Below are 22,364 nucleotides of genomic sequence, written 5' to 3' on the forward strand. Positions count from 1 at the left end.
TGGAACATTCCTACCGAACTTCCCCTTGATAAGAACTCATTACAAACTATGATTGAGTTGTCACCAAGAAGTGACACTCACAATCACTTACAAGGAGTTCAAATATGAAAGCAGTTACTCTGGAAACCAACAAAATCGCTAACCTGGCTTTTCTGGTCGCCCCCAAAGCCCGTTAAGTAATTGAGACGCTGGGGAGTGCCGGCTTACCCAGCGTTTTCTATGGAACCGTCCAGAGCGAACCGCCCTTCATGCATATAAACCCTCATCTCTTCATTCTGCCCCGCCCACCTGGCCAAATCGTCTGGGATTACCGAAGCCACAAGCAGTTTGAACTCAACCTTGAGTATTCAACCCGGCTTGCACAACTTATCGACAACCTTGGGTCATTCGATAACGGCAATATAATAGACACGCAATTTCTGAACACCGGAATACTGACAACTTCAATACAAGGCACTAATGAATGGGGCTGGGATGAACTATCAAAGATATTTCATATCGGCACCAAGAACATACCTTGCGAATATACCCCACAGAATATTTATGAATGGTCGAGGCATTATCTGGACCATTGCAACGACGTATTGACCTCCAGCGCTCCTGACGCCGATTTTGAGCGCCGGCCGGCCCGCGAGCTGATCAGTTTGCCAGCCCGCTCCGGGTTGCCGGCCGATAGCCTGGCCGATGCCCTGGTTCTGCGTAAGACCTGCCGGTCTTTCACCGGTAAAGCGGTGTCCCTCGGCGACGTCAGCACATTGCTTTATCTGTCCCTCGGCTACCTGAAAGAGCGCGAAGACAATATCGACGAGACGGTCGCCGAAGGCTTGACTGCCCGCCGCAGCAGTCCTTCGGGCGGAGGCTTGAATGCCTGCGAAGGTTTTCTGCAGGTGCAAAACGTCGATGGCCTGGCGCCTGGGCTCTACGCCTATCACCCGGCTGATCACGCGTTGAGTTTCGTCAACCCACTGCCCGGTTCGCCTCTGGGTCAGTTGCTGTGCGGCCAACACTTCATCAATAACCTGCCCGCCGGCCTGTTCATCACCGCGCGCTTCGACAAGTTGTGGTGGAAATACCAGCACTCCCGGGCTTATCGGATGGCCTACGTTGAGGCCGGTCATATTTCCCAGACTTTCCAACTGGTGGCCACCGCATTAGGCCTGGGCACCTGGCTGACTGGGGCACTGACAGACGATCAGGTCGAAACGCTGCTGGGACTTAAGGACAGTGCGGAGCAACCGTTGTTTTTTGTCGGCTGCGGCCAGAGCGACGGGCAGGTGATGTGCAAGGAGCTGAAAGCTTTGCTGAACGAGGGCCCGCCACAATGACCAGTGCCTCTTCTCTCCCGGATTTCTGGGCCCGGCGCTTCACCCTGGGCGACTGGAATACCCGAGCCTCGGTGCGGGTCACCGAACATTCATACCTGTTGCCGTCGGATCTGGACCAGCAATTGGAAACGCGACACTGGTTCCCGCCAGCCTTTCTGCCCTATCTGAGTCACCCGAGCATCAAAGCGGCAGGCCAGTCGGTTATCCATCGCCTATCGGCCAATCACCTCGTGTATTTCCTCGACTACACCACCCTGCTGGAACACCGCATCGTCAACCGCGCGGTGGAAATCATCGTCCACGGCGAGCTGGATATCAGCGTGCCGCAGCGGATGAAAACCGCTGCCCTGCAGCTCTACACCGACGAAGGTTTTCACGCGCTGTTCTCCAACAGCCTTGCCGAGCAGATTGCCGATCATTACGGCATCACCCAGCGTCCGGTGATGCCACACCGCATAACCCGGCTGAACGCCCTGCTTGAGCAAACCCCGGACCGGTACAAGACACTGGCCTGGTTTCTGGTGGGCTTCGTCTCGGAGACGATCATCGCCCGGGAACTGCTCGAGGTGTGTCGCGACACGCTGGTGTCCTGCGCCCAGGAAATGCTCAGGGACCACCTCACTGACGAGGCTCGTCACAGTCGCTACTTTTCAGAGGTGTTCCACTATTTGTGGCTGACCCTGACCAGCAGCCAACGCACGTTCGCCGCCAAATGGCTGGTGGAAATCATCCTGGTGTTCTTTGAAGTCGATGAGCGCTGGCTCAAGGAAAGCCTGCACAGCGCGGGACTGAATGGTGCTTGTGTTGCGGACGTTCTCGGCGAGCTGGCCGATGCGCAAGCCGCCGTGCTACGGGCTCGCTCAGGGGCCGGCGCTACGCTCCAGGCCCTACGCAACGCGGGCTTCTTCGACCTGCGCAGCAACCAGCAACTTTTCATGCAGGCAGGACTTGTCGATGGATGAAGGAAAACCGGCTGTCAGTCTCAAAAAGCGCCGTGCCGCGGTCATCCTGTTGATGACCATGGTGTTGCTCGGGGTCTTTCCGCTGGATGTCCTGCTGCCTTCATTTCCTGCGCTGGCTGAACATTTCCGGACCACCCCGGCGGACATCGCGTTTTCCATCAGTTTGTTCGCCGTCGGCATTTCCCTGTCTCAGCTGCTGATCGGGCCGTTGTCGGACACCATCGGACGCAAGGGCTTGCTGCTGGCGGGCATGGCGGTGTCGATCATCGGCGCGGTGGGTTGCCTGTTGTCCACCGAGTATTCCTGGTTCCTGTTGTTCCGGGTGGTCCAGGCCATCGGCTGCGGTTGTTTTGTGCTCACTCAAGCGCTGGTTCAAGACCTGTTCGAAGGCAAGGAGCGGGATCGCCTGAGGATTCTCATGGTGACCGCCAGCGGGATCTTCATTTCCATTTCGCCCCTGGCCGGGACCCTGTTGCAACAAGCCATGGACTGGCCCGGCAGCTTTGTGGCCTTTATCGCCCTGGCAGGTGCCGTGTTTCTGAAAGCCTGTTTCTTTCTGGAAAACCAGCGCCCGCCCCATGCTGTGCGCCAGGGCATCGTCCAGTCATACCGGGTGGTCTACCGCGATGCGGGGTTTATGGGCTACTGGTTGATTGCCTCGATTGCCTTTGCCTGCCACTTCTCCTTCATTGTCATTTCGCCGCTGATCTTCATGGACCAGTTGCAGCTTTCGCCCTACGCATTCTCGCTGACGCTGCTGCTCTATGGTCTGGCTTACATCTTTGGCGGCATCATCGCCCGGATTATCGGCGGCCGGATCGCCCCCAACACACAAATCATCGTAGGCCTGGGCCTGATCTTCTTTTCGGGCTTGATGATGCTCATGCTTTCAACAGGGCTGGGGCTGTCGACCCTGACGGTGTTGATCCCGATGATCATCTGCACCGCCGGCACCACCATTGCCCGCCCCGTTGCCACGTCCAAAGCCATGGAGGTCTTTCCGGACAAGGCGGGCACGTCGGCGGCGGCGGGCAATACGCTGGTGTTTATCTCCGGCGGGCTGATCAGCGCCCTGATCAACCTGAGCAGCACCGACCTGCAGACAACCCTGGCCCTCAGTTTCCTGCTGTTGAGCGCCATCGGTATCGGCCTCAATGCGCGGATTACCCGGCGTCACCGGGTGCTGACGGTCGGGTGAAAGCTGCCGGTCGTCATCCCACACGCTGCGTCAGCGCTGGATCAACACTTTCCGGCATTCCCTCCTGACGCCAGCGGTGTAGAATCGCTGGATTCATCGCCATTCATCCCCCGGCGGGTTTATGAGCTCAGGCTGAGGCAAGCGGCGATCCCGCAAAGTCATCGGCAACTTCCGGACACACGGCCATTTCTGAGTGTTCCAGACGTCAATAGAAGCTCACTCCCCTTTGATACCTGATTAGCCGCCCGGAGTGCTCCATGCCTGATTACCGCTCGAAAACATCCACCCACGGCCGCAACAGGGCCGGTGCCCGCGCACTGTGGCGCGCCACGGGGATGAAAGATGACGACTTCAAGAAGCCGATCATCGCCATTGCCAACTCGTTCACCCAGTTCGTACCGGGCCACGTCCACCTCAAGGACCTGGGCCAACTGGTCGCCCGTGAAATCGAACGGGCCGGTGGCGTAGCGAAAGAATTCAACACCATCGCCGTGGATGACGGCATCGCCATGGGCCACGACGGCATGCTGTATTCGCTGCCGAGCCGCGAGATCATCGCCGACTCCGTCGAGTACATGGTCAACGCCCACTGCGCCGACGCCATCGTCTGCATCTCCAACTGCGACAAGATCACCCCTGGCATGCTGATGGCCGCTCTTCGCCTGAACATCCCGGTGATCTTCGTTTCCGGCGGCCCGATGGAGGCCGGCAAGACCAAACTCGCCAGCCACGGCCTCGACCTCGTCGATGCCATGGTGATCGCCGCCGACTCCAGCGCTTCTGACGAGAAAGTCGCTGAATACGAGCGCAGCGCCTGCCCGACGTGCGGTTCGTGCTCCGGCATGTTCACCGCCAACTCGATGAACTGCCTGGTCGAAGCCCTGGGCCTGGCCTTGCCGGGTAACGGTTCGACCCTGGCCACCCACAGCGACCGCGAACAGCTGTTCCTGCAAGCCGGCCGCACCATCGTCGACCTGTGCAAGCGTTACTACGGCGACAACGATGAGTCGGTGTTGCCGCGCAACATCGCCAACTTCAAGGCGTTCGAAAACGCCATGACCTTGGACATCGCCATGGGCGGTTCCACCAACACCATCCTGCACTTGCTGGCCGCCGCCCAGGAAGCCGAGATCGACTTCGACCTGAAGGACATCGACCGCCTCTCCCGCCACGTACCGCAACTGTGCAAAGTCGCGCCGAACATCCAGAAGTACCACATGGAAGACGTGCACCGCGCCGGCGGCATCTTCAGCATCCTCGGCTCCCTGGCCCGTGGCGGCCTGCTGCACACCGAGCTGCCGACCGTGCACAGCAAGAGCATGGCCGAAGGCATCGCCAAGTGGGACATCACCCAGACCAACGACGAAGCCGTGCATCACTTCTTCAAGGCCGGTCCGGCGGGCATCCCGACGCAAACCGCGTTCAGCCAGTCGACCCGTTGGGAAACCCTGGACGACGACCGTGAAAACGGCTGCATCCGCAGTGTCGAGCACGCGTACTCGCAAGAAGGCGGCCTGGCCGTTCTGTACGGCAACATCGCCCTCGACGGTTGCGTAGTGAAAACTGCTGGCGTCGACGAGTCGATCCACGTGTTCGAAGGCAACGCGAAGATCTTCGAAAGCCAGGACAGCGCCGTACGCGGCATCCTCGCTGACGAAGTGAAGGCCGGCGACATCGTGATCATCCGTTACGAAGGCCCGAAAGGCGGCCCGGGCATGCAGGAAATGCTGTACCCGACGTCCTACCTGAAATCCAAAGGCCTGGGCAAAGCCTGCGCCCTGCTCACCGACGGTCGTTTCTCCGGCGGTACCTCGGGCCTGTCCATCGGTCACGCTTCGCCAGAAGCTGCTGCCGGCGGCGCGATCGGTCTGGTGCAGGATGGCGACAAAGTACTGATCGACATTCCGAACCGCTCGATCAACCTGTTGATCAGCGATGAAGAACTGGCCGCACGCCGGGTCGAGCAGGATCAGAAAGGCTGGAAGCCAGTCGAGAAGCGCCCACGTAAAGTGACCACCGCGCTGAAAGCCTACGCTCTGCTGGCCACCAGTGCCGACAAGGGTGCCGTGCGGAACAAAGCGATGCTTGATGGGCTGTAAGCCTTAGTCGCAGACATAAAAATGCCCCGCCAAGTGCGGGGCATTTTTTTTGCATTCAACTTAATCAAATGTGGGAGCGGGCTTGCTCGCGAAGAGGGAGTGTCAGTCGAGATCAATGCTGCCTGACACACCGCCTTCGCGGGCAAGCCCGCTCCCACAGGGGATGTGTGTTGATCACAATAATGGATTTACACAGCCCTGTTGATCGTTCCCACGCTCCCGCGTGGGAATGCCTCAAGGGACGCTCTGCGTCCCGTGACGCAGAGCGTCACGGGCTGCATTCCCACGCGGAGCGTGGGAACGATCATCGCAGTGTTTATTGGATCTCTTCAGGCTTCACGATCACCCAATTCTTGTCCGCCGTGACCGGCAACCCTTCCTTGGCCTGGGCCGCTGCGTGTTTGGCCATCATGCCGTTAATCTGGGTCATGTATTTGTCTTTGCGGTTGACCCACAAGTGGATGCCACCCTTGGCCACGTCGACGCTGTGGAACAGCATGTAGCCGTCGCTGCTCGGGGTATCGCCGCCCACCAGCACCGGTTTTTTCCATTCATCGATGTAGGTCAGGATCGCCGCTTGCTTGCCAGCCATCCAGGTCGCTGGCGTCCACAGGTACGGGGTCAATTCGAGGTCGAGGTTGGCCTTCTCGTCATACTTGCCGGCGGTGATCTGCTTGCGCGCGGTGGTCAGTTCGCCGGTCTTGCGGTCCTTGAGCAGCGTGGTCACGCCGATCACGTTCTGCGGTTTGACGTTGTAGCCGTACTTCGGATCCGCCGCGACCATGCGCACCAGTTCTTCGGAGGCGGCGGTCATCACGTAGACCTCGATGCCGTTCTCCATCAGTTTGTTGTACAGCTCGGCCTGGCCGGTGAAGACTTTCGGCGGCTGGACGTCGATGGTCTTGACCACATCGCCGTCGTAATAAGTGCTCGGTACCGGTTTGCCGGACGCCATCAGCTCATCGACATAACCCTTGAGTTCTTTAAGCGTGAAGCCAGAGAACACCTGGGCGACCCATGGGTAGCACACCATGTCGTCGATTTCGCAGAGGCGATAGTAGTAGCTGAACAGGCTTTCCTTGTGGTCGGCGGTGTCCTTGAACGGAATCAGTTTCAGGGAGGGGTCGAGCTTCTCGCGGGTGATCAGGCCCTTGTTTTCCATGAACGGCAGCAACGACTCTTCGAGGTCGTAGCGGTAACTGGTGTTGTCCATGTCGAACACCGCGAAGTTACCCTTGTTGGCGTTGGCCGCAATCATCGCGTCCAGCGCCTTGGCCTGATCGGCAGGCCAGTGCTTCAAATCCGTGGCAAATACCTGGCCGGCGAGGCCGAGGCAGAGTGCAGCAGCCAGCATTTTCGGTGCGAACTTCATCTGCATGCTTCCTTATAAAGAGACCTGATTCAAAGACATCGACGCTAACAAAAAACTGTGACAGTTCCCGCCTGCCCGCGACCGCTTGTGTCCCTATCGCGCCAGCTGCATCCCCGACAGCGACACCCGCTTATTCCAAAAACGACAGTCCACCTCTGTTTTTGGTATTAATTCATTAGATATCAAGCTGTTAGGCTTGCCGGTTCGCAGTCACACACGAAGGTGGCTGGCACAAGTCTATGGAGTCTTTATGAATCTGCCGCTGATTCTCAATTTGCTGGTGTTCCTCGCCCTGCTCTTTGGCCTGGCGCAAACCCGTCACACCTCTTGGAGCTTAGCCAAGAAAGTCCTGCTCGCATTGGTGCTGGGCGTAGTCTTCGGTGTGGCGTTGCACACGATTTACGGTGCCGGCAACCCGGTGCTGAAAACGTCGATCGGCTGGTTCGATCTGGTCGGCAACGGTTACGTGCAGTTGCTGCAAATGATCGTGATCCCGCTGGTGTTCGCCTCGATCCTCAGCGCTGTTGCTCGCCTGCACAACGCCTCGTCCCTGGGCAAGATCAGCTTCCTGACCATCGGCACGCTGCTGTTCACCACCGCCATCGCGGCGCTGATCGGCATCGGCCTGACCAACCTGTTCGGCCTGACTGCCGAAGGCCTTGTCGCCGGCACCCAGGAAATGGCGCGCCTGCAAACCATCCAGACCGACTACGCGGGCAAGGTCGCCGACCTGAATGTGCCGCAGTTGCTGCTGTCGTTCATCCCGCAGAACCCGTTCGCCGACCTGGCCCGGGCCAAGCCGACCTCGATCATCAGCGTGGTGATCTTCGCCGCGTTCCTCGGGGTCGCCGCGTTGCAACTGTTGAAAGATGACGTCGAGAAAGGTCAGAAAGTGATCAACGCCATCGACACCCTGCAAGCCTGGGTGATGCGTCTGGTGCGCCTGGTGATGAAGCTGACCCCGTACGGCGTATTGGCGCTGATGACCAAAGTGGTCGCTGGCTCCAACCTGCAAGACATCATCAAGCTCGGCAGTTTCGTGGTGGTGTCCTACATCGGCCTGGGCCTGATGTTCGTGATCCACGGTGTGCTGGTGTCGGCGGCCGGGATCAACCCGCTGCGTTTCTTCCGCAAGATCTGGCCGGTGCTGACGTTCGCGTTCACCAGCCGCTCCAGCGCCGCGACCATTCCGCTGAGCATCGAAGCCCAGACCAGCCGTTTGGGCATCCCGCAATCCATCGCCAGTTTCGCCGCTTCGTTCGGCGCGACCATTGGCCAGAACGGCTGTGCCGGTCTGTACCCGGCGATGTTGGCAGTGATGGTGGCGCCAACCGTGGGCATCAACCCGCTCGACCCGCTGTGGATCGCGACGCTGGTGGCGATTGTGACCCTGAGTTCCGCCGGTGTGGCGGGCGTGGGTGGCGGCGCGACGTTTGCCGCGTTGATCGTGCTGCCGGCCATGGGCTTGCCGGTGTCACTGGTGGCGTTGCTGATTTCGGTTGAGCCGCTGATCGACATGGGCCGCACGGCGTTGAACGTCAGTGGGTCGATTACGGCGGGGGCGATTACCAGCCAGATCATGCAGCAGACGGACAAAGAGCTGCTGAATGCGGATGAGCATGCGGAGTTGGCTCAGGCTTAAGATTTTCAGCGACTGAGCGGGCCTCTTCGCGAGCAAGCCCGCTCCCACATTGGAACGCGTACTCCATGTGGGAGCGGGCTTGCTCGCGAAGCTTTTAGGCCTTTTCCCAAACTTCGAAGTTGTACGCCGGCTTGTCATCCATCGCCGGATTCTCGATGTTGGAAACCAGTTTCCACTGGTTCAAATCAAACTCCGGAAACCACGCATCCCCGTCCGGGCTCAGCGCCACGCGCGTCAGGTACAGCCGATCGGCCTGTGCCAACCCTTGGGCATACAACTGCGCCCCACCAATCAGCATCAACTCATCGACGCCCTGCTCTTTCGCCCAGGCTTCGGCGCGAACCACGGCAGCCTCCAGCGACGGATAAACCTCCGCGCCTTCCAGCACCAGATCCACCTGACGGCTGACCACGATGTTCAACCGCCCCGGCAGCGGACGACCGAGGGAATCCCAGGTCTTGCGACCCATGATGATCGGCTTGCCCAGGGTGGTGGCCTTGAAATATTTGAAGTCCCCCGGCAGGTGCCAGGGCATGCTGTTGTCGACGCCGATCACTCGGTTTTCACCGAGGGCTGCGATCAGGCTGAGGGGGAGTGATTTAGTCATGCCGGCGAGGATACCAGAGCCTCCCTTTCCCCGATAAGCGCCACAGCGGTTATGCTCACCGTTCATTTAAGCGACGGGATGCCGCGTGACTGAACTGAATAACCTCTGGCTGACGGAAACCATTCGCCTGCGCGAAGAACACGCCGGCCCTCTGGATGATCTGGAAGCCAACCGACTGGCCCGCAACGCCGGCGGTGATCTGCCGAGCCGCATACAACGCCGGGCCCTGTGGCTGGCCGAGCGCGATGGACTGAGCGTCGCTCTCAAACACTGGCTGCAAGGTGCGCGGCTAGCGCTGTTGGTGCTCGCGATACTGGCCGTGGTCAGCGGCGCCGGCCTGGCATTTGCCGCACTGGGCGACGGGCAAGTCGCGGTGAATGTGTTCTGGGCCTTGGGCAGTTTGCTCGGGCTGAACCTGATTCTGCTGCTGAGCTGGGCCTTGGGCCTGATGTTCGCCGGTTCACACGGCGCCACCCTCGGACGCTTGTGGCTGTGGCTCAGCGAAAAACTCGCCCGGGACGCCAAAGCCGCGCAACTGGCCCCGGCTCTGCTGCTGTTGCTGCAACGACACAAACTCAATCGCTGGGCCGTTGGTGTGCTGATCAACAGCCTGTGGTTGTTGGCGATGCTCAGTGCCTTGGCGATTTTGCTGACGCTGATGGCGACCCGGCGCTACGGCTTCGTCTGGGAAACCACCCTGCTCAGTGCCGACACCTTTGTGGCGATGACCCAAGCCCTCGGCGCCCTGCCTTCGTTGCTCGGTTTCAACGTGCCGACGGTGGAGATGATCCGCGCCAGCGGCGACACCGCGCTCAATATCGAAAGCGCCCGCCAGGCCTGGGCCACATGGCTGGTCGGCGTGCTGGTGGTTTACGGCGTGCTGCCGCGCCTGCTGCTGGCGCTGTTTTGCCTGTGGCGCTGGAAAACCGGCCAGGCTGGATTGCGCCTGGACCTGAACCTGCCCGGCTACGCGCAATTACGCGAACGCCTGATGCCCACCAGCGAACGCCTGGGCATCAGCGATGCCGCTCCGGATCAGCTTCACCGCGTCGAAAGCAGCGTCAGTGACCTGCACAGCGAAGGCGCGCTGTTGGTGGCCATCGAACTCGACGACCAACGTCCATGGCCGCCGCCACTGCCAAAGTCCGTGAGCGACGCCGGTATCCTCGACAGCCGCGAGTCCCGCCATAAGCTCCTCGAACAACTCAGCCGCTTTCCCCCGGCGCGCCTGGCGATTGCCTGCGATCCGCGCCGCTCACCGGATCGCGGCAGCCTGGCGTTGATCGCCGAATTGGCGCGCAACGCCACGGCCACCCGAGTCTGGTTGCTGCAAGCGCCAACCGGCGAAGCGCTGGATGCCGCGCGTCTCGGCGACTGGCACGTAGCACTGCAACAACTTGAACTGCCCTTCGCCGACTGCGCGCCCATGAACTGGCTGGAGACGGGTCATGACTAAGCCTTTAAAGCTCGCGGTCGTCGGCCACACCAACGTCGGCAAGACGTCGTTGCTGCGCACCCTGACCCGTGACGTCGGTTTCGGCGAAGTGTCCCATCGGCCCAGCACCACCCGGCACGTCGAAGGTGCGCGGCTGTCGGTAGACGGCGAGCCGCTGCTCGATCTCTACGACACGCCAGGCCTGGAAGACTCCATCGCCCTGCTCGATTACCTCGAACGCCTGGAACGTCCGGGCGAACGCCTCGACGGCCCGGCGCGGCTGGCGCGATTCCTGGAGGGCAGCGAAGCCCGGCAACGCTTCGAACAGGAAGCCAAGGTGCTGCGCCAACTGCTGGCCTCGGACGCTGGCCTGTATGTGATCGACGCCCGGGAGCCGGTGCTCGCCAAGTACCGCGATGAACTGGAAGTGTTGGCCAGTTGCGGCAAACCGTTGCTGCCGGTGCTGAATTTCGTCAGCAGCTCTAACCATCGCGAGCCGGATTGGCGTGAAGCGTTGGCGCGCCTCGGGTTGCATGCGCTGGTGCGGTTCGACAGCGTTGCTCCGCCGGAGGATGGCGAACGCCGGTTGTACGAAAGCCTCGCGCTGCTGCTGGAAAACGCAAGGCCGCAACTGGAACGGCTGATCACCGATCAACAGGCCCAGCGCCTGGCTCGCCAGCAGAGTGCGGCGCGATTGATTGCCGAATTATTGATCGATTGCGCCGCGTGCCGGCGCAGCGTCAGCAGCGAGGCGGAACTGGAACAACAAGCGATCAGCGAACTGCGCAAAGCCGTGCGCCAACGGGAACAGCGTTGCGTCGAAGCCCTGCTCAAGCTCTACGCCTTCCGCCCGCAAGACGCCGCAGCCAGTGATTTGCCGCTGCTCGATGGGCGCTGGGGCGACGACCTGTTCAACCCCGAAACCCTCAAGCAACTCGGGGTGCGGGTGGGCGGTGGTATCGCGGCGGGTGCGGCGGCGGGTGCTGGCGTGGACTTGCTGGTCGGCGGCCTGACCCTCGGCGCCGCCGCGCTCGCCGGAGCCATCGCCGGTGGCGCCCTGCAAACCGCCCGCAGTTACGGCAGCCGCTTGCTGGGCAAGATCAAGGGCCAGCGCGAACTGACCGTCGATGACAGCGTGCTGCGGCTGTTGGCCCTGCGCCAGCGGCAGTTGGTGCAAGCCCTGAACCAGCGCGGGCATGCGGCGATGGACAGCATCCAGGTGGCCACGCCCCAGGACAAGACCTGGCGCGAAGGCAAACTGCCCGAGGCGCTGAACAAGGCGCGGGCGCATCCGCAGTGGTCGTCGCTGAATCCGCAGGCGAAGTTAAGTCAGGCGGAACGGCAGGAGCAGGTTGAGGGGTTGGCGCAGCAACTTTAGATTGGCTGTGCCGGGGCCGGCGTCTTCGCGAGCAAGTCGAATCGTCGCACCGCCGCTCCCACAGGGGAATGCATTTCAAATGTGGGAGCGGCGGTGCGACGATTCGACTTGCCCGCGAAGGCCGCAACTCGGATTCACTGAATGGACGCTACCACCCCACCTTCAAAAACTGCTTCACCAACGTCGTAACCCGACTTCGATCCGTGCGATTAGAACGCCCGTCATTGTCCACATCCGAAGCCAGTATCAGCTCCAACCCGCCATCGTTATCCAGATCCTGGGCCGCTGCCTTGTAAGCAATCACCGGCCCATCAAGAAAATGCAAGTGGACGATTTCCGGCGTGCCGTCGCCAGAAAGATTCTGCGAGAAGATCCGCAGATACCGCTCCTCACCTTCTTCAGCATTGAACCAGGCACACTTCAGAAAGGTTTTGCCGAACACCTTGAGCCGCCGAAGATCAGTCTCCGTCGCCTCGCGCTGCAACTGATCATCTTCATAAAACCGGTAAACCAACGTATCGGCCTTACCGTCCCCATTTCGGTCCTGCGCAACCACTTTCAAGTAACGCATCCATGCGTCTCCCTGCGAAAAACTCAGCATGAACCCATACCGCACGGCGATCCATGCCACGTTTCCCAAATCCGTGTGCGACGGTTCAGCACGCTACGCCAGACAAAAGCCCCAGCGCCTTGCGCTTCAAAACGTCGAGATCCAGCACCGGCACCCACATCTCCTTGGCCTGTTCATCCCACTGCCGCATGCGCAAACTGACCGCACATAGCGGATCCCGCTCGAACGCCTCGGCCTCCGCAGCCGTCATCACCCCGCCCTGATACTCCAGGGTTCGGCGACTGGCTTCGCTCAAGCGCTTGTAGTACCCCGGCTCCTTGAGCGTCAAATAACGCTTGGCCTGCACGTGGTATTCCACCAGCCGCGCCATGCGTTCGCTGAAGCCGGCGCGGCGCAGGTAATCCGCGCCGAGGCGTTCATGGCTGACCACGCCGAAACCGTCCATGTTCTCGGCATCCTCGGCGCAGATATGCCCGATGTCGTGAAAGAACGCCGCCAGCACCACCTCATCGTCGAAGCCTTCGGCCATGGCCAGTTCGGCGGTCTGGGACATGTGCTCAATCTGCGACACCGGCTCGCCGATGTAATCACTGTCGCCAAAGCGCTCGTACAGGGCGAACACCTCGTCGACCACTCGTTCCGCACTCGCCATCACGCTTCTCCCAATAACAAGGCAACGTTGCGCTCGGCCATCGCCGGTCCGACGCTCATGCCCACACCGGTGTGCATCAGTGCCACGCTTACGCCGGGTTGCGGACGCAAGAACGAGAACGGTCCCGGCCCCTTCGAACCATAGACGCCCTGCCAACGCTCGATCACCTGAATCCGACAACCCAACGTCTGCTCGGCCAGTTCAATCATCCAGTCATCCACCTGCTCGGCGTTGAACGGTGACGGATCGCGGCCGTAATGGTGCGAGTCGCCGATGATCAACTCGCCATGCGGCGTCGGGCTGATCAGCAGGTGAATGCCGTTGTCGTGCAGGTGCGGCGCATCGCGCAGGATTTGCGCCTGCACCGCCGCGGCTTCGGGCAGGTCGGCGAACGCGCCGTAGTGCACGCAACTCAATCCGGTGAGCAACGCGTGTTGCAAATCGAGGTTGATCTGCGGTCGGGCGCGGAGCATTTGCAAACGGCAGATTTGCGGGTTGAGCTCGGCAATCGGCTCGGCCAGCAGGGTTTGATAGTCGTGGCCGGAGCAGACGATGATCTGCCCGGCGCTGAAGCTGCCGGAGGTACTGTGCAAGCGCCCCGGCTCGATGTCGCGCACCAGGGTCGAGAAGTGAAACTCCACGCCGAGTTCGCGGCGCAGGTAGTCGATCAACGCCGGAATCGCCTCGCGGGAATACAGTTGCTGATCGTCCACGCCGTGCAACGCGGCGCGGTGATGGCTGAACTGGCCGCCGTATAAATCCCGTAACGCCGCACCGCGCAGCAGTTCGACGTTGTAGTTGTGCTCCACGGCGCGGCCGTTGCAAAAGGCTTGCAGCAGATGTTCTTCGGCTTCGGTGCGGGCGAACAGGTATGAGCCGTTGCGCTTGAGGTGCAGGCCGGCGAGTTGCGCCCACTGAGCCCAGATTTCGCGGCTGGACTTGGCCAGTTCGAGCATCGGGCCCGGCGGCTGACCGGTGACCAGGGCCTGGCCAAAGTTGCGCACCGAGGCGCCCAAAGGGGTTTCGCTGCGTTCGAAAACCGTGACGTTGAGGCCGCGTCTGGCGGCGGCGTAGGCGTGGGACAGGCCCAGGATGCCGGCGCCGACGATGAGCATGTCGTTGTGGTGTGTCATTGGGTTTTGTCCTGAATGACAGACCGCTTTCGCGAGCAGGCTCGCTCCCACAGGAGAATGCATTCCAAATGTGGGAGCGAGCCTGCTCGCGAAGAGGCCCGTCAGCCGATGAAGGTCTTACTTGGCGACCACTTTCTCGGACTTACCGTCATACCGCTTGCGCCACTCAGCCAAAATCTCGTCGCGATTTTTCGAAGCCCAGGCAAAGTCGTTCTTGATCAAACGCTGCTCGTAATCCGCTGGCAATTCGGTCTGCGGCTTGGCAATACCCGGTTGCGCGAGGACCGCGAAGTTCTCCTTATAAAGCTCCATCGCCGCCGGGCTCGCGGAGAAGTCCGCGAGTTTCTTCGCTGCGTCTTCATGGGCCGTGCCCTTGATCACCGCAGTCGCTTCGATCTCCCAGCCCAGGCCTTCTTTCGGCAGGATGATGTCCAGCGGCGCGCCTTGGCGTTTCAACTGGACGGCCGGGTATTCAAAGGAAATGCCGATCGGGAATTCGCCGGACGCCGCGAGTTTGCAAGGCTTGGAACCGGAGTGAACGTACTGGCCGATGTTCTGGTGCAAGCCGTCCATGTAGGCCCAGCCCTGCTTCTCGCCGAAGGTTTGCAGCCAAGCGCTGACGTCGAGGAAACCGGTGCCGGACGAGGCCGGGTTGGGCATGACGATCTTGCCTTTGTACTCAGGCTTGGTCAGGTCTTGCCAGCTCACGGGTTTGGTCAGGCCCTGTTTCTCGGCTTCGACGGTGTTGAAGCAAATGGTCGCGGCCCACACGTCCATGCCGACCCACGCCGGCGGGTTGGCGGCGTCGCGGTAGTTGCCGCCGATCTTGCCCAGGTCCTTCGGCGCGTAGCTTTGCAGCATGCCTTGCTGATCGAGGATCGCCAGGCTCGACGCGGCCAGGCCCCACACAGCGTCGGCTTGTGGGCGCTCTTTCTCGGCCAGCAGTTTGGCGGTGATGATCCCGGTGGAGTCACGCACCCACTTGATCTCAACGTCCGGGTTGGCCTTTTCGAAGGCGTCCTTGTAGGTCTTCAGTTGTTCGGCTTCGAGGGCGGTGTACACCGTCAACTCGGTTTTCGCCGCGAAGGCGTTCAGGCTGAAAGCGGTGAGGACAGCAGCGGCCAGGGCCAGGGGCTTGAACATGATCTTTTCCTGTCTTTGAGTTGAGGGCTTTCGGTTTTAGGAGCAGCGAATCAATTGCCGGGCGCGGTCTGCCGCCAGGCTTGGGAGCGGCGCAGCAAACCGCGCGAGGCCCAGGCCAGCAGCAGGGACACGCCCGCCGAGGTGAACAGAATCAGGGTCGACATCGCCGCCGCGCCGCCGACGTTGCCGGCGTCGTCCATGTTCAGCACCGCCACCGCCGCGAGGATGGTATCGGGGCTGTAGAGGAAGATCGCCGCCGAGACGGTGGTCATGGCCGAAACGAACAGGTAGCGCACGATGTCCAGCAGCGCCGGCAGGCAGATCGGCACGGTGACCCGCAGGTAATGCCGGTAAAGCGGCGCCTTGAGCGACAGCGCGGCGGCTTCGAACTCGGCGTCGAGCTGGCGCAGCGCGGTGGTGGCGGTCATTTGTGCGGTGGTCAAATAGTGAGCAATGGTGCAGACCACCAGCAGGGTCATGGTCCCGTAGAGCACATGCAGCGGGTTGCCGTTGAGGTTGAAGAAGAAGACGTAACCCAGGCCCAGCACCAGGCCCGGCACCGCCATCGGCACGAAACTGAGCATGCGCAGGGCCAGGTTCAGCCCGCGCTGGCCCTTGGTTTTTTCCATCAGGTAGGCACCGGTGAAGATCAGCACGCTGCCGATCAGCGCCGTGCACAACGCCATCTTCACGCTGTTGCCGTAGGCCAGCCAGCCGCCGCCCGCGGTGTCGTTGAACTGGTAATGGTTGAGCGACAGCGACAGGTTGTACGGCCAGAATTTCACCAGCGACGAGAACACCGCCATGCCGAACACCAGCAGCAACACCGCGCAGATCAGCAGCACGATGGCCAGGTAGCAACCGTCCCGCAGCTTCGAAGGTGCTGGTTTAAAGACCTGCGCCCGACCGCTCATGGAGTCGCCGTGACGCCGACGCAACCAGGCATCCACGCCGAAGCTGAACAGCGCCGGCAGCAGCAGGACCATGCCGATCAACGCGCCGCGACCGAATTGTTGCTGGCCGACCACGGCTTTGTAGGCTTCCAGCGCCAGCACTTGATAGTCGCCGCCGACCACCACGGGCACGCCGAAGTCAGTGATGGTCAACGTGAAGACCAGACAGAACGCCGCGAACACCGCCTGACGGGTCGCCGGCCAAGTGATGCTGCGAAAGGCTTTCGCCGGACTGGCGCCCATGCTCGAAGCCGCATCGAACAATCGCGCATCCGCCAGGGAAAGCGCCGACAGAAGAATCATCAAGGCGTGTGGGAAGGTGTAGATCACCTCACCGAGCACAATGCCCCAGAAGCCGTAGATATTGTCCGAGAGCAAACCGCGCAACATGCCCTGGTTGCCGAACAGGTAAACCAGCGCGATCCCCGGCAGCATCGATGGCGCCATCAGCGGCAACAACGACATGCCGCGCCAGATCCCTTTGCCGGGAATCAACGTGCGTTGCAGGGCGTAGGCAAACAGGTAGGCCAGCGGTACGACAATGGCCGCGACGCTGAGGGAAACTTTCAGGCTATTGCCGAGCAGCCAGTGGAAATTCTCGCTGGTCACCAGCTCACGGGCGGCCACCAGACCACCGCCCTGCCCGGCTTCGGAGCTGAACCCGCGCCAAAAGATCGCCAGCAACGGCATCAATACCGCGACGCCGAGCAACACCAGCAACAGCACTTTGCCGCCGACCACGAACACCCGGTCGCCGATCTCGGCACGGGAGGTCTGCCGAACCTGCTTGTGCGGTATCGGCAGCGCGAGGTTCGCGCTCATCAGGCAAACACCTGCAGGCTGCGTGGCGGCAAAGCGACCATGATCTGCTGCGCGCCGAGACGCGGCATGGCTTCCGGCGCCAGTTCCGCGAGCAAGGCATGGCCCGGCAACTGGTCGAGTTCGAAGCTCATGCGGCAGCGGTTGCCGAGGAAGGTGATCTCGCGAACCTTGGCCGGGAACAGGTTTTCTTCATGCACCGGCGGGTTGACGTTGATCGATTCGGGCCGGCAGAACAGACGACCCGACGCGGTTTTCGCGCTGCCGTCGGCCAGGCGCATGTTCATCCCGCCGACCTGGGCGTGACTGTCGCTGCTGCGACGGAACGGCAGCCAGTTACCCTGACCGACAAACTCCGCCACAAACGGCGTCGCCGGGCGGTCGTAGATTTCCTGCGGCGTGGCGTATTGCTCGACCTTGCCGTTGTTCATCACGGCGATGCGGTCGGCCATCAGCATCGCTTCGTCCTGATTGTGCGTGACCATCAGGGTGGTGATGCCGAGGTTACGTTGCAATTGGCGCAGTTCGGTGCACAAGTGCTCGCGAACCCGGGCGTCGAGGGCCGACATCGGTTCGTCGAGTAACAACAAGGAAGGCGCGGGGGCCAGAGCGCGTGCCAGGGCGACTCGTTGCTGCTGACCGCCGGACAATTGGCCGGGGTACTTTTTCTCACTGCCGATCAGGCCGACCAGTTCCAGCATCTGCCCGACACGCTTGCGCACTTCATCGCGGCCACTACCGGCGAGGCCGTAGGCAATGTTCGCTTCGACGGTGAGATTGGGGAACAACGCGTAGGACTGGAACAGGATTCCGTAGTCCCGGGCTTGGGGTGCCAGGTGGGAAACGTCGCGCTCGCCAAGGTACAACTCGCCGCTGTCCTGTTTCTCCAGACCGGCGATGCAGCGCAGCAAGGTGGTTTTGCCACAACCCGACGGGCCGAGCAGACACACAAGCTCACCCGCCGCGACGTCGAGGGAGACGTTATCCAGCGCGGTGAAGGCGCCGAAGCGTTTCTGCACGCCGCGCACTTTCATCGGCGCGCCGGGGTTGGTCAGGGCAGTTGCGATCGAGTGGTTCATGGACAGACCTCATCAAGCAGATGAGGGCCATCCTAGGTTTGTAATGCGTCGGTCATGTGGCAGTGAGGCAAAAACGGTTGATAGTGGTATTCGGGGATTTGGGTTGGTGATATTTGTTGCCTGGTCTGGCGCCTTCGCGAGCAAGCCCGCTCCCACATTTTGGAATGCGCTCCCCTGTGGGAGCGGGCTTGCTCGCGAAGAGGCCGGCACAGGCAATGGATATTTCAGGCCGGGGCCATTTCCTGCGCCAACCCGAGAAACGCCGCCGGCAACCGCGCACCTTTTCTTTCTTTGAGGCAGTACAGGTATTCCGGAATCTGCGGCGCATTCTCGATGGTCAGCACCCGCAACTGCGGATCATGGGGCACTTCCTGCCGGGCAATGATGCTGATGCCGATATTGCGCAGCACTGCCTCGCGAATCGATTCACGACTGCCAATCTCCAGCAACGGCCCGAAACTCACGCCTGCACTGGCGAGCAATTCTTCAGTCAGCCGTCGCGTGGTCGAGCCCGATTCACGCATCAACAAGGTATGCCCGGCCAATGCGCTGAGCGGCACATGGTCGTGCACCGCCAGCGGGTGATTGCGATGCACCGCCAATACCAACGGATCGCTGCCGAGCACCCGACGGATCAGCCGCGCATCGTCGAGCAATTGCGAGGACGCGGCGACATCAACCCGGTAATCCTCCAGCGCTTCGAGCACTTGCTGGGAGTTGCCGATTTCCACCGACACTTCCACTTGCGGCAGACGCTCGCGGAAGGTCTTCACCAGATCGAGGATGTAATACGGCGCGGTGGCGGCGATGCGCAACGTGCCCTGGACCTGGCCGCTGTTGCGCAGGAAAAACTCGATATCGGCTTCCTGCTGCAACAGCGTCTTGACCATCGGCAACAGCCGCGCGCCTTCATCGCTGACGCTAAGGCGGCGGCCGCCACGGTAGAACAGCTCAACCGAGTACTGGCTTTCCAGGTTTCGAATCTGGGTCGTCACGGTGGGCTGGCTCAGGCCGAGCTTTTTGGCCGCCAGGGTAATGCTGCCCAGGCGGGCCACCATGTAAAACGCCTTCAGCTCGGCACTCAGCACACCCGCTCCTCATCGCTTATTTGCGCAACAGGCGCAAACCGTTGAACACCACCAACAGGCTCACGCCCATGTCGGCGAACACCGCCATCCACATGGTGGCGATCCCGGCGAAGGTTACCCCAAGAAAGATAGCCTTGATGACCAAAGCGAGGGCGATGTTCTGCTTGAGGATGCTCGACGTCTGGCGCGACAGGCGAATGAACGCCGGGATCTTGCGCAGATCGTCGTCCATCAGGGCGACATCGGCGGTCTCGATGGCGGTATCGGTGCCGGCGGCGGCCATGGCAAAACCGATTTCCGCCCGAGCCAGCGCCGGGGCATCGTTGATGCCGTCGCCGACCATGCCGACGTTATGGCCCTGTGCATAAAGAGCTTCGATGGCTTGCAGTTTGTCGGTCGGCAACAGGTCGCCCTTGGCCTCGTCGATACCGACCTGTGCGGCAATCGCCTGGGCGGTGTGGACGTTGTCGCCGGTGAGCATCAAGGTTTTGATGCCCAGGTCATGCAGCTGTTGAATCGCTTCGCGGCTGGACTCTTTCACAGTGTCGGCTACGGCGAACAGCGCCAGCGGACCCGACTTGTCGAGCAGCAGCACCACGGATTTACCCTGTTTTTCCAGCGCGAACAGTTTCTCTTCCAGCGCCGGGGAACACAGGTTCAGCTCTTCCACCAGGCGATGGTTGCCCAAGTGGTAGACCTGACCGTTGATCTCGCCGCGCACACCGCGACCGGTCAAGGCTTCGAAGTTATCCACAACCAGCGGCGCGAATTGTTTATCCACAGCCGCGTTGGCGATGGCCAGCGACACCGGGTGATCGGAGCGACCGGCCAGCGCCGCCGCAATCGCGGGCGCTGTTGCATCGGCGGTCGGGTCGAGGGACAGATAATCGGTTTGTACCGGTTTGCCGTGGGTGATGGTGCCGGTCTTGTCCAGGGCCAGGTAATCGAGCTTGTAACCGCCCTCCAGATAGACGCCGCCCTTAACCAGAATCCCTTTGCGCGCCGCCGCCGCGAGGCCGCTGACGATGGTCACCGGGGTTGAAATCACCAGCGCACATGGGCAGGCAACCACCAGCAGCACCAGCGCCCGGTAGATCCAGTCGAACCACGCGGCGCCCATGAACAGCGGCGGAATCACCGCCACGGCCAAGGCCAGGACAAACACCGCCGGGGTATAGATTTTCGAGAACTGGTCGACGAAGCGCTGAGTCGGTGCCCGCGCACCTTGAGCTTGCTCTACGGCATGGATGATTCGCGCCAGGGTCGAGTTATTCGCCGCAGCAGTCACGGAGTATTCCAGCGAGCCCGCCTGGTTGATGGTGCCGGCGAAGACTTTATCGCCCACGGTCTTCTCGATTGGCAAGCTTTCGCCGGTGATCGGTGCCTGATCGATCGTGGATGTGCCCGAGACGACTTCGCCGTCGAGGCCGATTCGCTCGCCGGGACGCACCCGCACTCGGGCGCCCAGTTCGATGCTTTTAACATCCTGTTCGATCCAGTTACCGTCCGCCTGCTGCACCGTGGCCTGTTCCGGGGTCATCTGCATCAGCCCGCCGATGGCGTTGCGCGCACGATCCATGGATTTGGCTTCGATCAATTCGGCCACGGTGAACAGGAACATCACCATCGCCGCTTCCGGCCACTGACCGATCAACACCGCACCGGTTACCGCGATGCTCATCAGCGCGTTGATGTTCAGGTTGAGGTTCTTGAGGGCGATCCAGCCTTTTTTGTAAGTGGTCAGGCCGCCGCTGAGGATCGAAACCAGCGCGATGATCGCCACCACCCAGTTCGGCGCGGCGTTGGTGAAGTGGATGACTTCAGCCGCCAATGCACCGACGCCGGACAGCGCCAGCGGCCACCAGTGCTTTTTCTCGGCGACGGGCGCAGGAGCTTCAACGCCCTGCTCCAAAGGCTCGGCCACCATGCCCAGCGACCTGATCGCCTCGATGATCGGCGCCGTGCTTGGCAGGTCATGGGTCACGCCCAACACCCGATTGATCAGGTTGAACTCCAGCTGCTGGACGCCGGTCAATTTTCCGAGCTTGTTCTGAATCAGCGTCTGCTCGGTCGGGCAGTCCATCGCGTCGATGCGGAAACTGCTCAGCCGTGCGCCGTCGGTCGGCTTGTCGCTCAACTTGATCAACGACGGCGCCGCCACTTTAGACGAACAGCAGGAATCCCCGTGGCTGCCATGGTCGTGTTTCTGCACAGGCTGCAGCTTGTGGCTGTGATCGTGATCGTGATCGTGATCGTGATCGTGATCAGCCTCGGGTTTGTGGGTGTGAAGGGAATCGCTCATCGGGTTGCGTCCATAAAGGTGCCTGTTGCCAAGTAAAGACCCTGTAGCCACTATAGGGTCAAGCAACCTTTTGGAGATTGTCGCGATGAAGATCGGAGAACTGGCCAAACTGACCGACTGCGCCGTGGAAACCATCCGCTATTACGAGCGTGAAAACCTGCTGCCAGAGCCGGCCCGCAGCGATGGCAACTACCGCGTCTACACCCAGGCTCACGCCGAACGCCTGACGTTTATCCGCAACTGCCGCACCCTCGACATGACCCTCGAGGAAATCCGCAGCCTGCTGACCCTGCGCGACAGCCCGCAGGACCAGTGCCAAAGCGTCAACGCGCTGATCGACGAACACATCCACCACGTCAAGGCCCGAATCGACGGCTTGCTGGCCTTGCAGACGCAACTGCTCGACCTGCGCCAACGCTGCGGCGAAGGGCCGGATATCGATCAATGCGGGATTTTGCAGCGGTTGGAAGTGAGTGGCGGGGTTGTGGCGACGGAGGTTGAGCATTCGCATGTGGGCCGCAGCCACGGCCACTAAAACCACCACAACCCAAATGTGGGAGCGGGCTTGCTCGCGAATACGGTGTGTCAGGCAACATTTCTGTCGAC

The 22,364-nt window shown here is 61.3% G+C and carries 18 protein-coding genes; 8 read left to right on the plus strand and 10 right to left on the minus strand.

All coding sequences use genetic code 11. From position 1 onward, the window contains the following. Nucleotides 1–248: 248 nt before the first annotated feature. The 4 genes from ACIQY3_RS21280 (at nt 249) to ilvD (ending at nt 5,584) form a co-directional block, all read left to right on the plus strand. The gene (locus ACIQY3_RS21280) at nt 249–1,325 is read left to right on the plus strand and encodes a SagB family peptide dehydrogenase (RefSeq protein WP_403023130.1); all 1,077 of its coding nucleotides are present in this window, start codon (nt 249–251) and stop codon (nt 1,323–1,325) included. Next, on the plus strand, nt 1,322–2,287 hold the full coding sequence (locus ACIQY3_RS21285; protein WP_403023133.1) for a diiron oxygenase: 966 nt from the start codon (nt 1,322–1,324) through the stop codon (nt 2,285–2,287). The genes ACIQY3_RS21280 and ACIQY3_RS21285 overlap by 4 nt, the downstream gene beginning before the upstream one ends. Then, nucleotides 2,280–3,485 (plus strand): MFS transporter, encoded by a 1,206-nt coding sequence (locus ACIQY3_RS21290; protein ID WP_403023136.1) that lies wholly within the window; start codon nt 2,280–2,282, stop codon nt 3,483–3,485. The genes ACIQY3_RS21285 and ACIQY3_RS21290 overlap by 8 nt, the downstream gene beginning before the upstream one ends. 257 nt (nt 3,486–3,742) lie before the next feature. Continuing rightward, a complete protein-coding gene (gene ilvD, locus ACIQY3_RS21295) occupies nt 3,743–5,584 on the plus strand; it encodes a dihydroxy-acid dehydratase (RefSeq protein WP_403023139.1) in 1,842 nt (613 codons plus the stop codon). A 316-nt stretch (nt 5,585–5,900) separates the two neighbouring features. Here the strand turns inward: ilvD and ACIQY3_RS21300 are convergent, their stop codons facing one another. Then, nucleotides 5,901–6,956, minus strand: a complete 1,056-nt coding sequence (locus ACIQY3_RS21300) for a hypothetical protein (protein ID WP_054616946.1) — start codon at nt 6,954–6,956, stop codon at nt 5,901–5,903. Nucleotides 6,957–7,206: 250 nt separating this feature from the next. Here ACIQY3_RS21300 and ACIQY3_RS21305 point away from each other — a divergent pair, with 250 nt between their 5' ends. Continuing rightward, nucleotides 7,207–8,598, plus strand: coding sequence for an L-cystine transporter (locus tag ACIQY3_RS21305; protein ID WP_403023142.1), 1,392 nt, complete (start codon nt 7,207–7,209; stop codon nt 8,596–8,598). Between the two features lie 94 nt (nt 8,599–8,692). On the opposite strand, the gene ACIQY3_RS21310 is transcribed toward ACIQY3_RS21305, so the two are convergent. Beyond that, entirely contained in the window at nt 8,693–9,205 is a 513-nt protein-coding gene (locus ACIQY3_RS21310; RefSeq protein ID WP_403023145.1) for a dihydrofolate reductase, read from the minus strand. Nucleotides 9,206–9,290: 85 nt separating this feature from the next. Between ACIQY3_RS21310 and ACIQY3_RS21315 the strand changes: the two genes are divergently transcribed. Then, a complete protein-coding gene (locus ACIQY3_RS21315; protein WP_403023148.1) occupies nt 9,291–10,661 on the plus strand; it encodes a DUF2868 domain-containing protein in 1,371 nt (456 codons plus the stop codon). Next, the gene (locus ACIQY3_RS21320; protein WP_403023151.1) at nt 10,654–12,018 is read left to right on the plus strand and encodes a GTPase/DUF3482 domain-containing protein; all 1,365 of its coding nucleotides are present in this window, start codon (nt 10,654–10,656) and stop codon (nt 12,016–12,018) included. The genes ACIQY3_RS21315 and ACIQY3_RS21320 overlap by 8 nt, the downstream gene beginning before the upstream one ends. 148 nt (nt 12,019–12,166) lie before the next feature. On the opposite strand, the gene ACIQY3_RS21325 is transcribed toward ACIQY3_RS21320, so the two are convergent. The 8 genes from ACIQY3_RS21325 to ACIQY3_RS21360 all read right to left on the minus strand — a co-directional run bounded on the left by ACIQY3_RS21325 (nt 12,167) and on the right by ACIQY3_RS21360 (nt 21,758). Continuing rightward, entirely contained in the window at nt 12,167–12,589 is a 423-nt protein-coding gene (locus ACIQY3_RS21325) for a hypothetical protein (protein ID WP_403023154.1), read from the minus strand. 85 nt (nt 12,590–12,674) lie between these two features. Then, entirely contained in the window at nt 12,675–13,241 is a 567-nt protein-coding gene (locus tag ACIQY3_RS21330; protein ID WP_403023157.1) for a phosphonate degradation HD-domain oxygenase, read from the minus strand. Continuing rightward, the gene (locus ACIQY3_RS21335; RefSeq protein ID WP_403023160.1) at nt 13,241–14,374 is read right to left on the minus strand and encodes a TIGR03364 family FAD-dependent oxidoreductase; all 1,134 of its coding nucleotides are present in this window, start codon (nt 14,372–14,374) and stop codon (nt 13,241–13,243) included. Before ACIQY3_RS21335 ends, ACIQY3_RS21330 begins: the two co-directional genes overlap by 1 nt. 117 nt (nt 14,375–14,491) lie before the next feature. Further along, the gene (locus tag ACIQY3_RS21340; protein WP_054044493.1) at nt 14,492–15,517 is read right to left on the minus strand and encodes a putative 2-aminoethylphosphonate ABC transporter substrate-binding protein; all 1,026 of its coding nucleotides are present in this window, start codon (nt 15,515–15,517) and stop codon (nt 14,492–14,494) included. Between the two features lie 50 nt (nt 15,518–15,567). Then, nucleotides 15,568–17,292, minus strand: a complete 1,725-nt coding sequence (locus tag ACIQY3_RS21345; RefSeq protein WP_403023164.1) for a putative 2-aminoethylphosphonate ABC transporter permease subunit — start codon at nt 17,290–17,292, stop codon at nt 15,568–15,570. Next, nucleotides 17,292–18,368 carry a putative 2-aminoethylphosphonate ABC transporter ATP-binding protein gene (locus tag ACIQY3_RS21350; RefSeq protein WP_403023167.1) on the minus strand — a complete coding sequence of 359 codons (1,077 nt, stop codon included), beginning with the start codon at nt 18,366–18,368 and terminating at the stop codon, nt 17,292–17,294. The genes ACIQY3_RS21345 and ACIQY3_RS21350 overlap by 1 nt, the downstream gene beginning before the upstream one ends. A 224-nt stretch (nt 18,369–18,592) precedes the next feature. Further along, nucleotides 18,593–19,456: a LysR family transcriptional regulator gene (locus ACIQY3_RS21355; RefSeq protein WP_008026094.1), complete on the minus strand. Its 864-nt coding sequence runs from the start codon at nt 19,454–19,456 to the stop codon at nt 18,593–18,595. Between the two features lie 16 nt (nt 19,457–19,472). Next, nucleotides 19,473–21,758, minus strand: coding sequence for a heavy metal translocating P-type ATPase (locus tag ACIQY3_RS21360; protein ID WP_403023170.1), 2,286 nt, complete (start codon nt 21,756–21,758; stop codon nt 19,473–19,475). 85 nt (nt 21,759–21,843) lie between these two features. Here ACIQY3_RS21360 and cadR point away from each other — a divergent pair, with 85 nt between their 5' ends. After that, on the plus strand, nt 21,844–22,293 hold the full coding sequence (cadR, locus tag ACIQY3_RS21365; RefSeq protein WP_403023173.1) for a Cd(II)/Pb(II)-responsive transcriptional regulator: 450 nt from the start codon (nt 21,844–21,846) through the stop codon (nt 22,291–22,293). The last annotated feature ends 71 nt before the right edge of the window (nt 22,294–22,364 follow it).

The organism is Pseudomonas sp. NPDC096950 (assembly GCF_044762525.1).
Lineage (GTDB): Bacteria > Pseudomonadota > Gammaproteobacteria > Pseudomonadales > Pseudomonadaceae > Aquipseudomonas.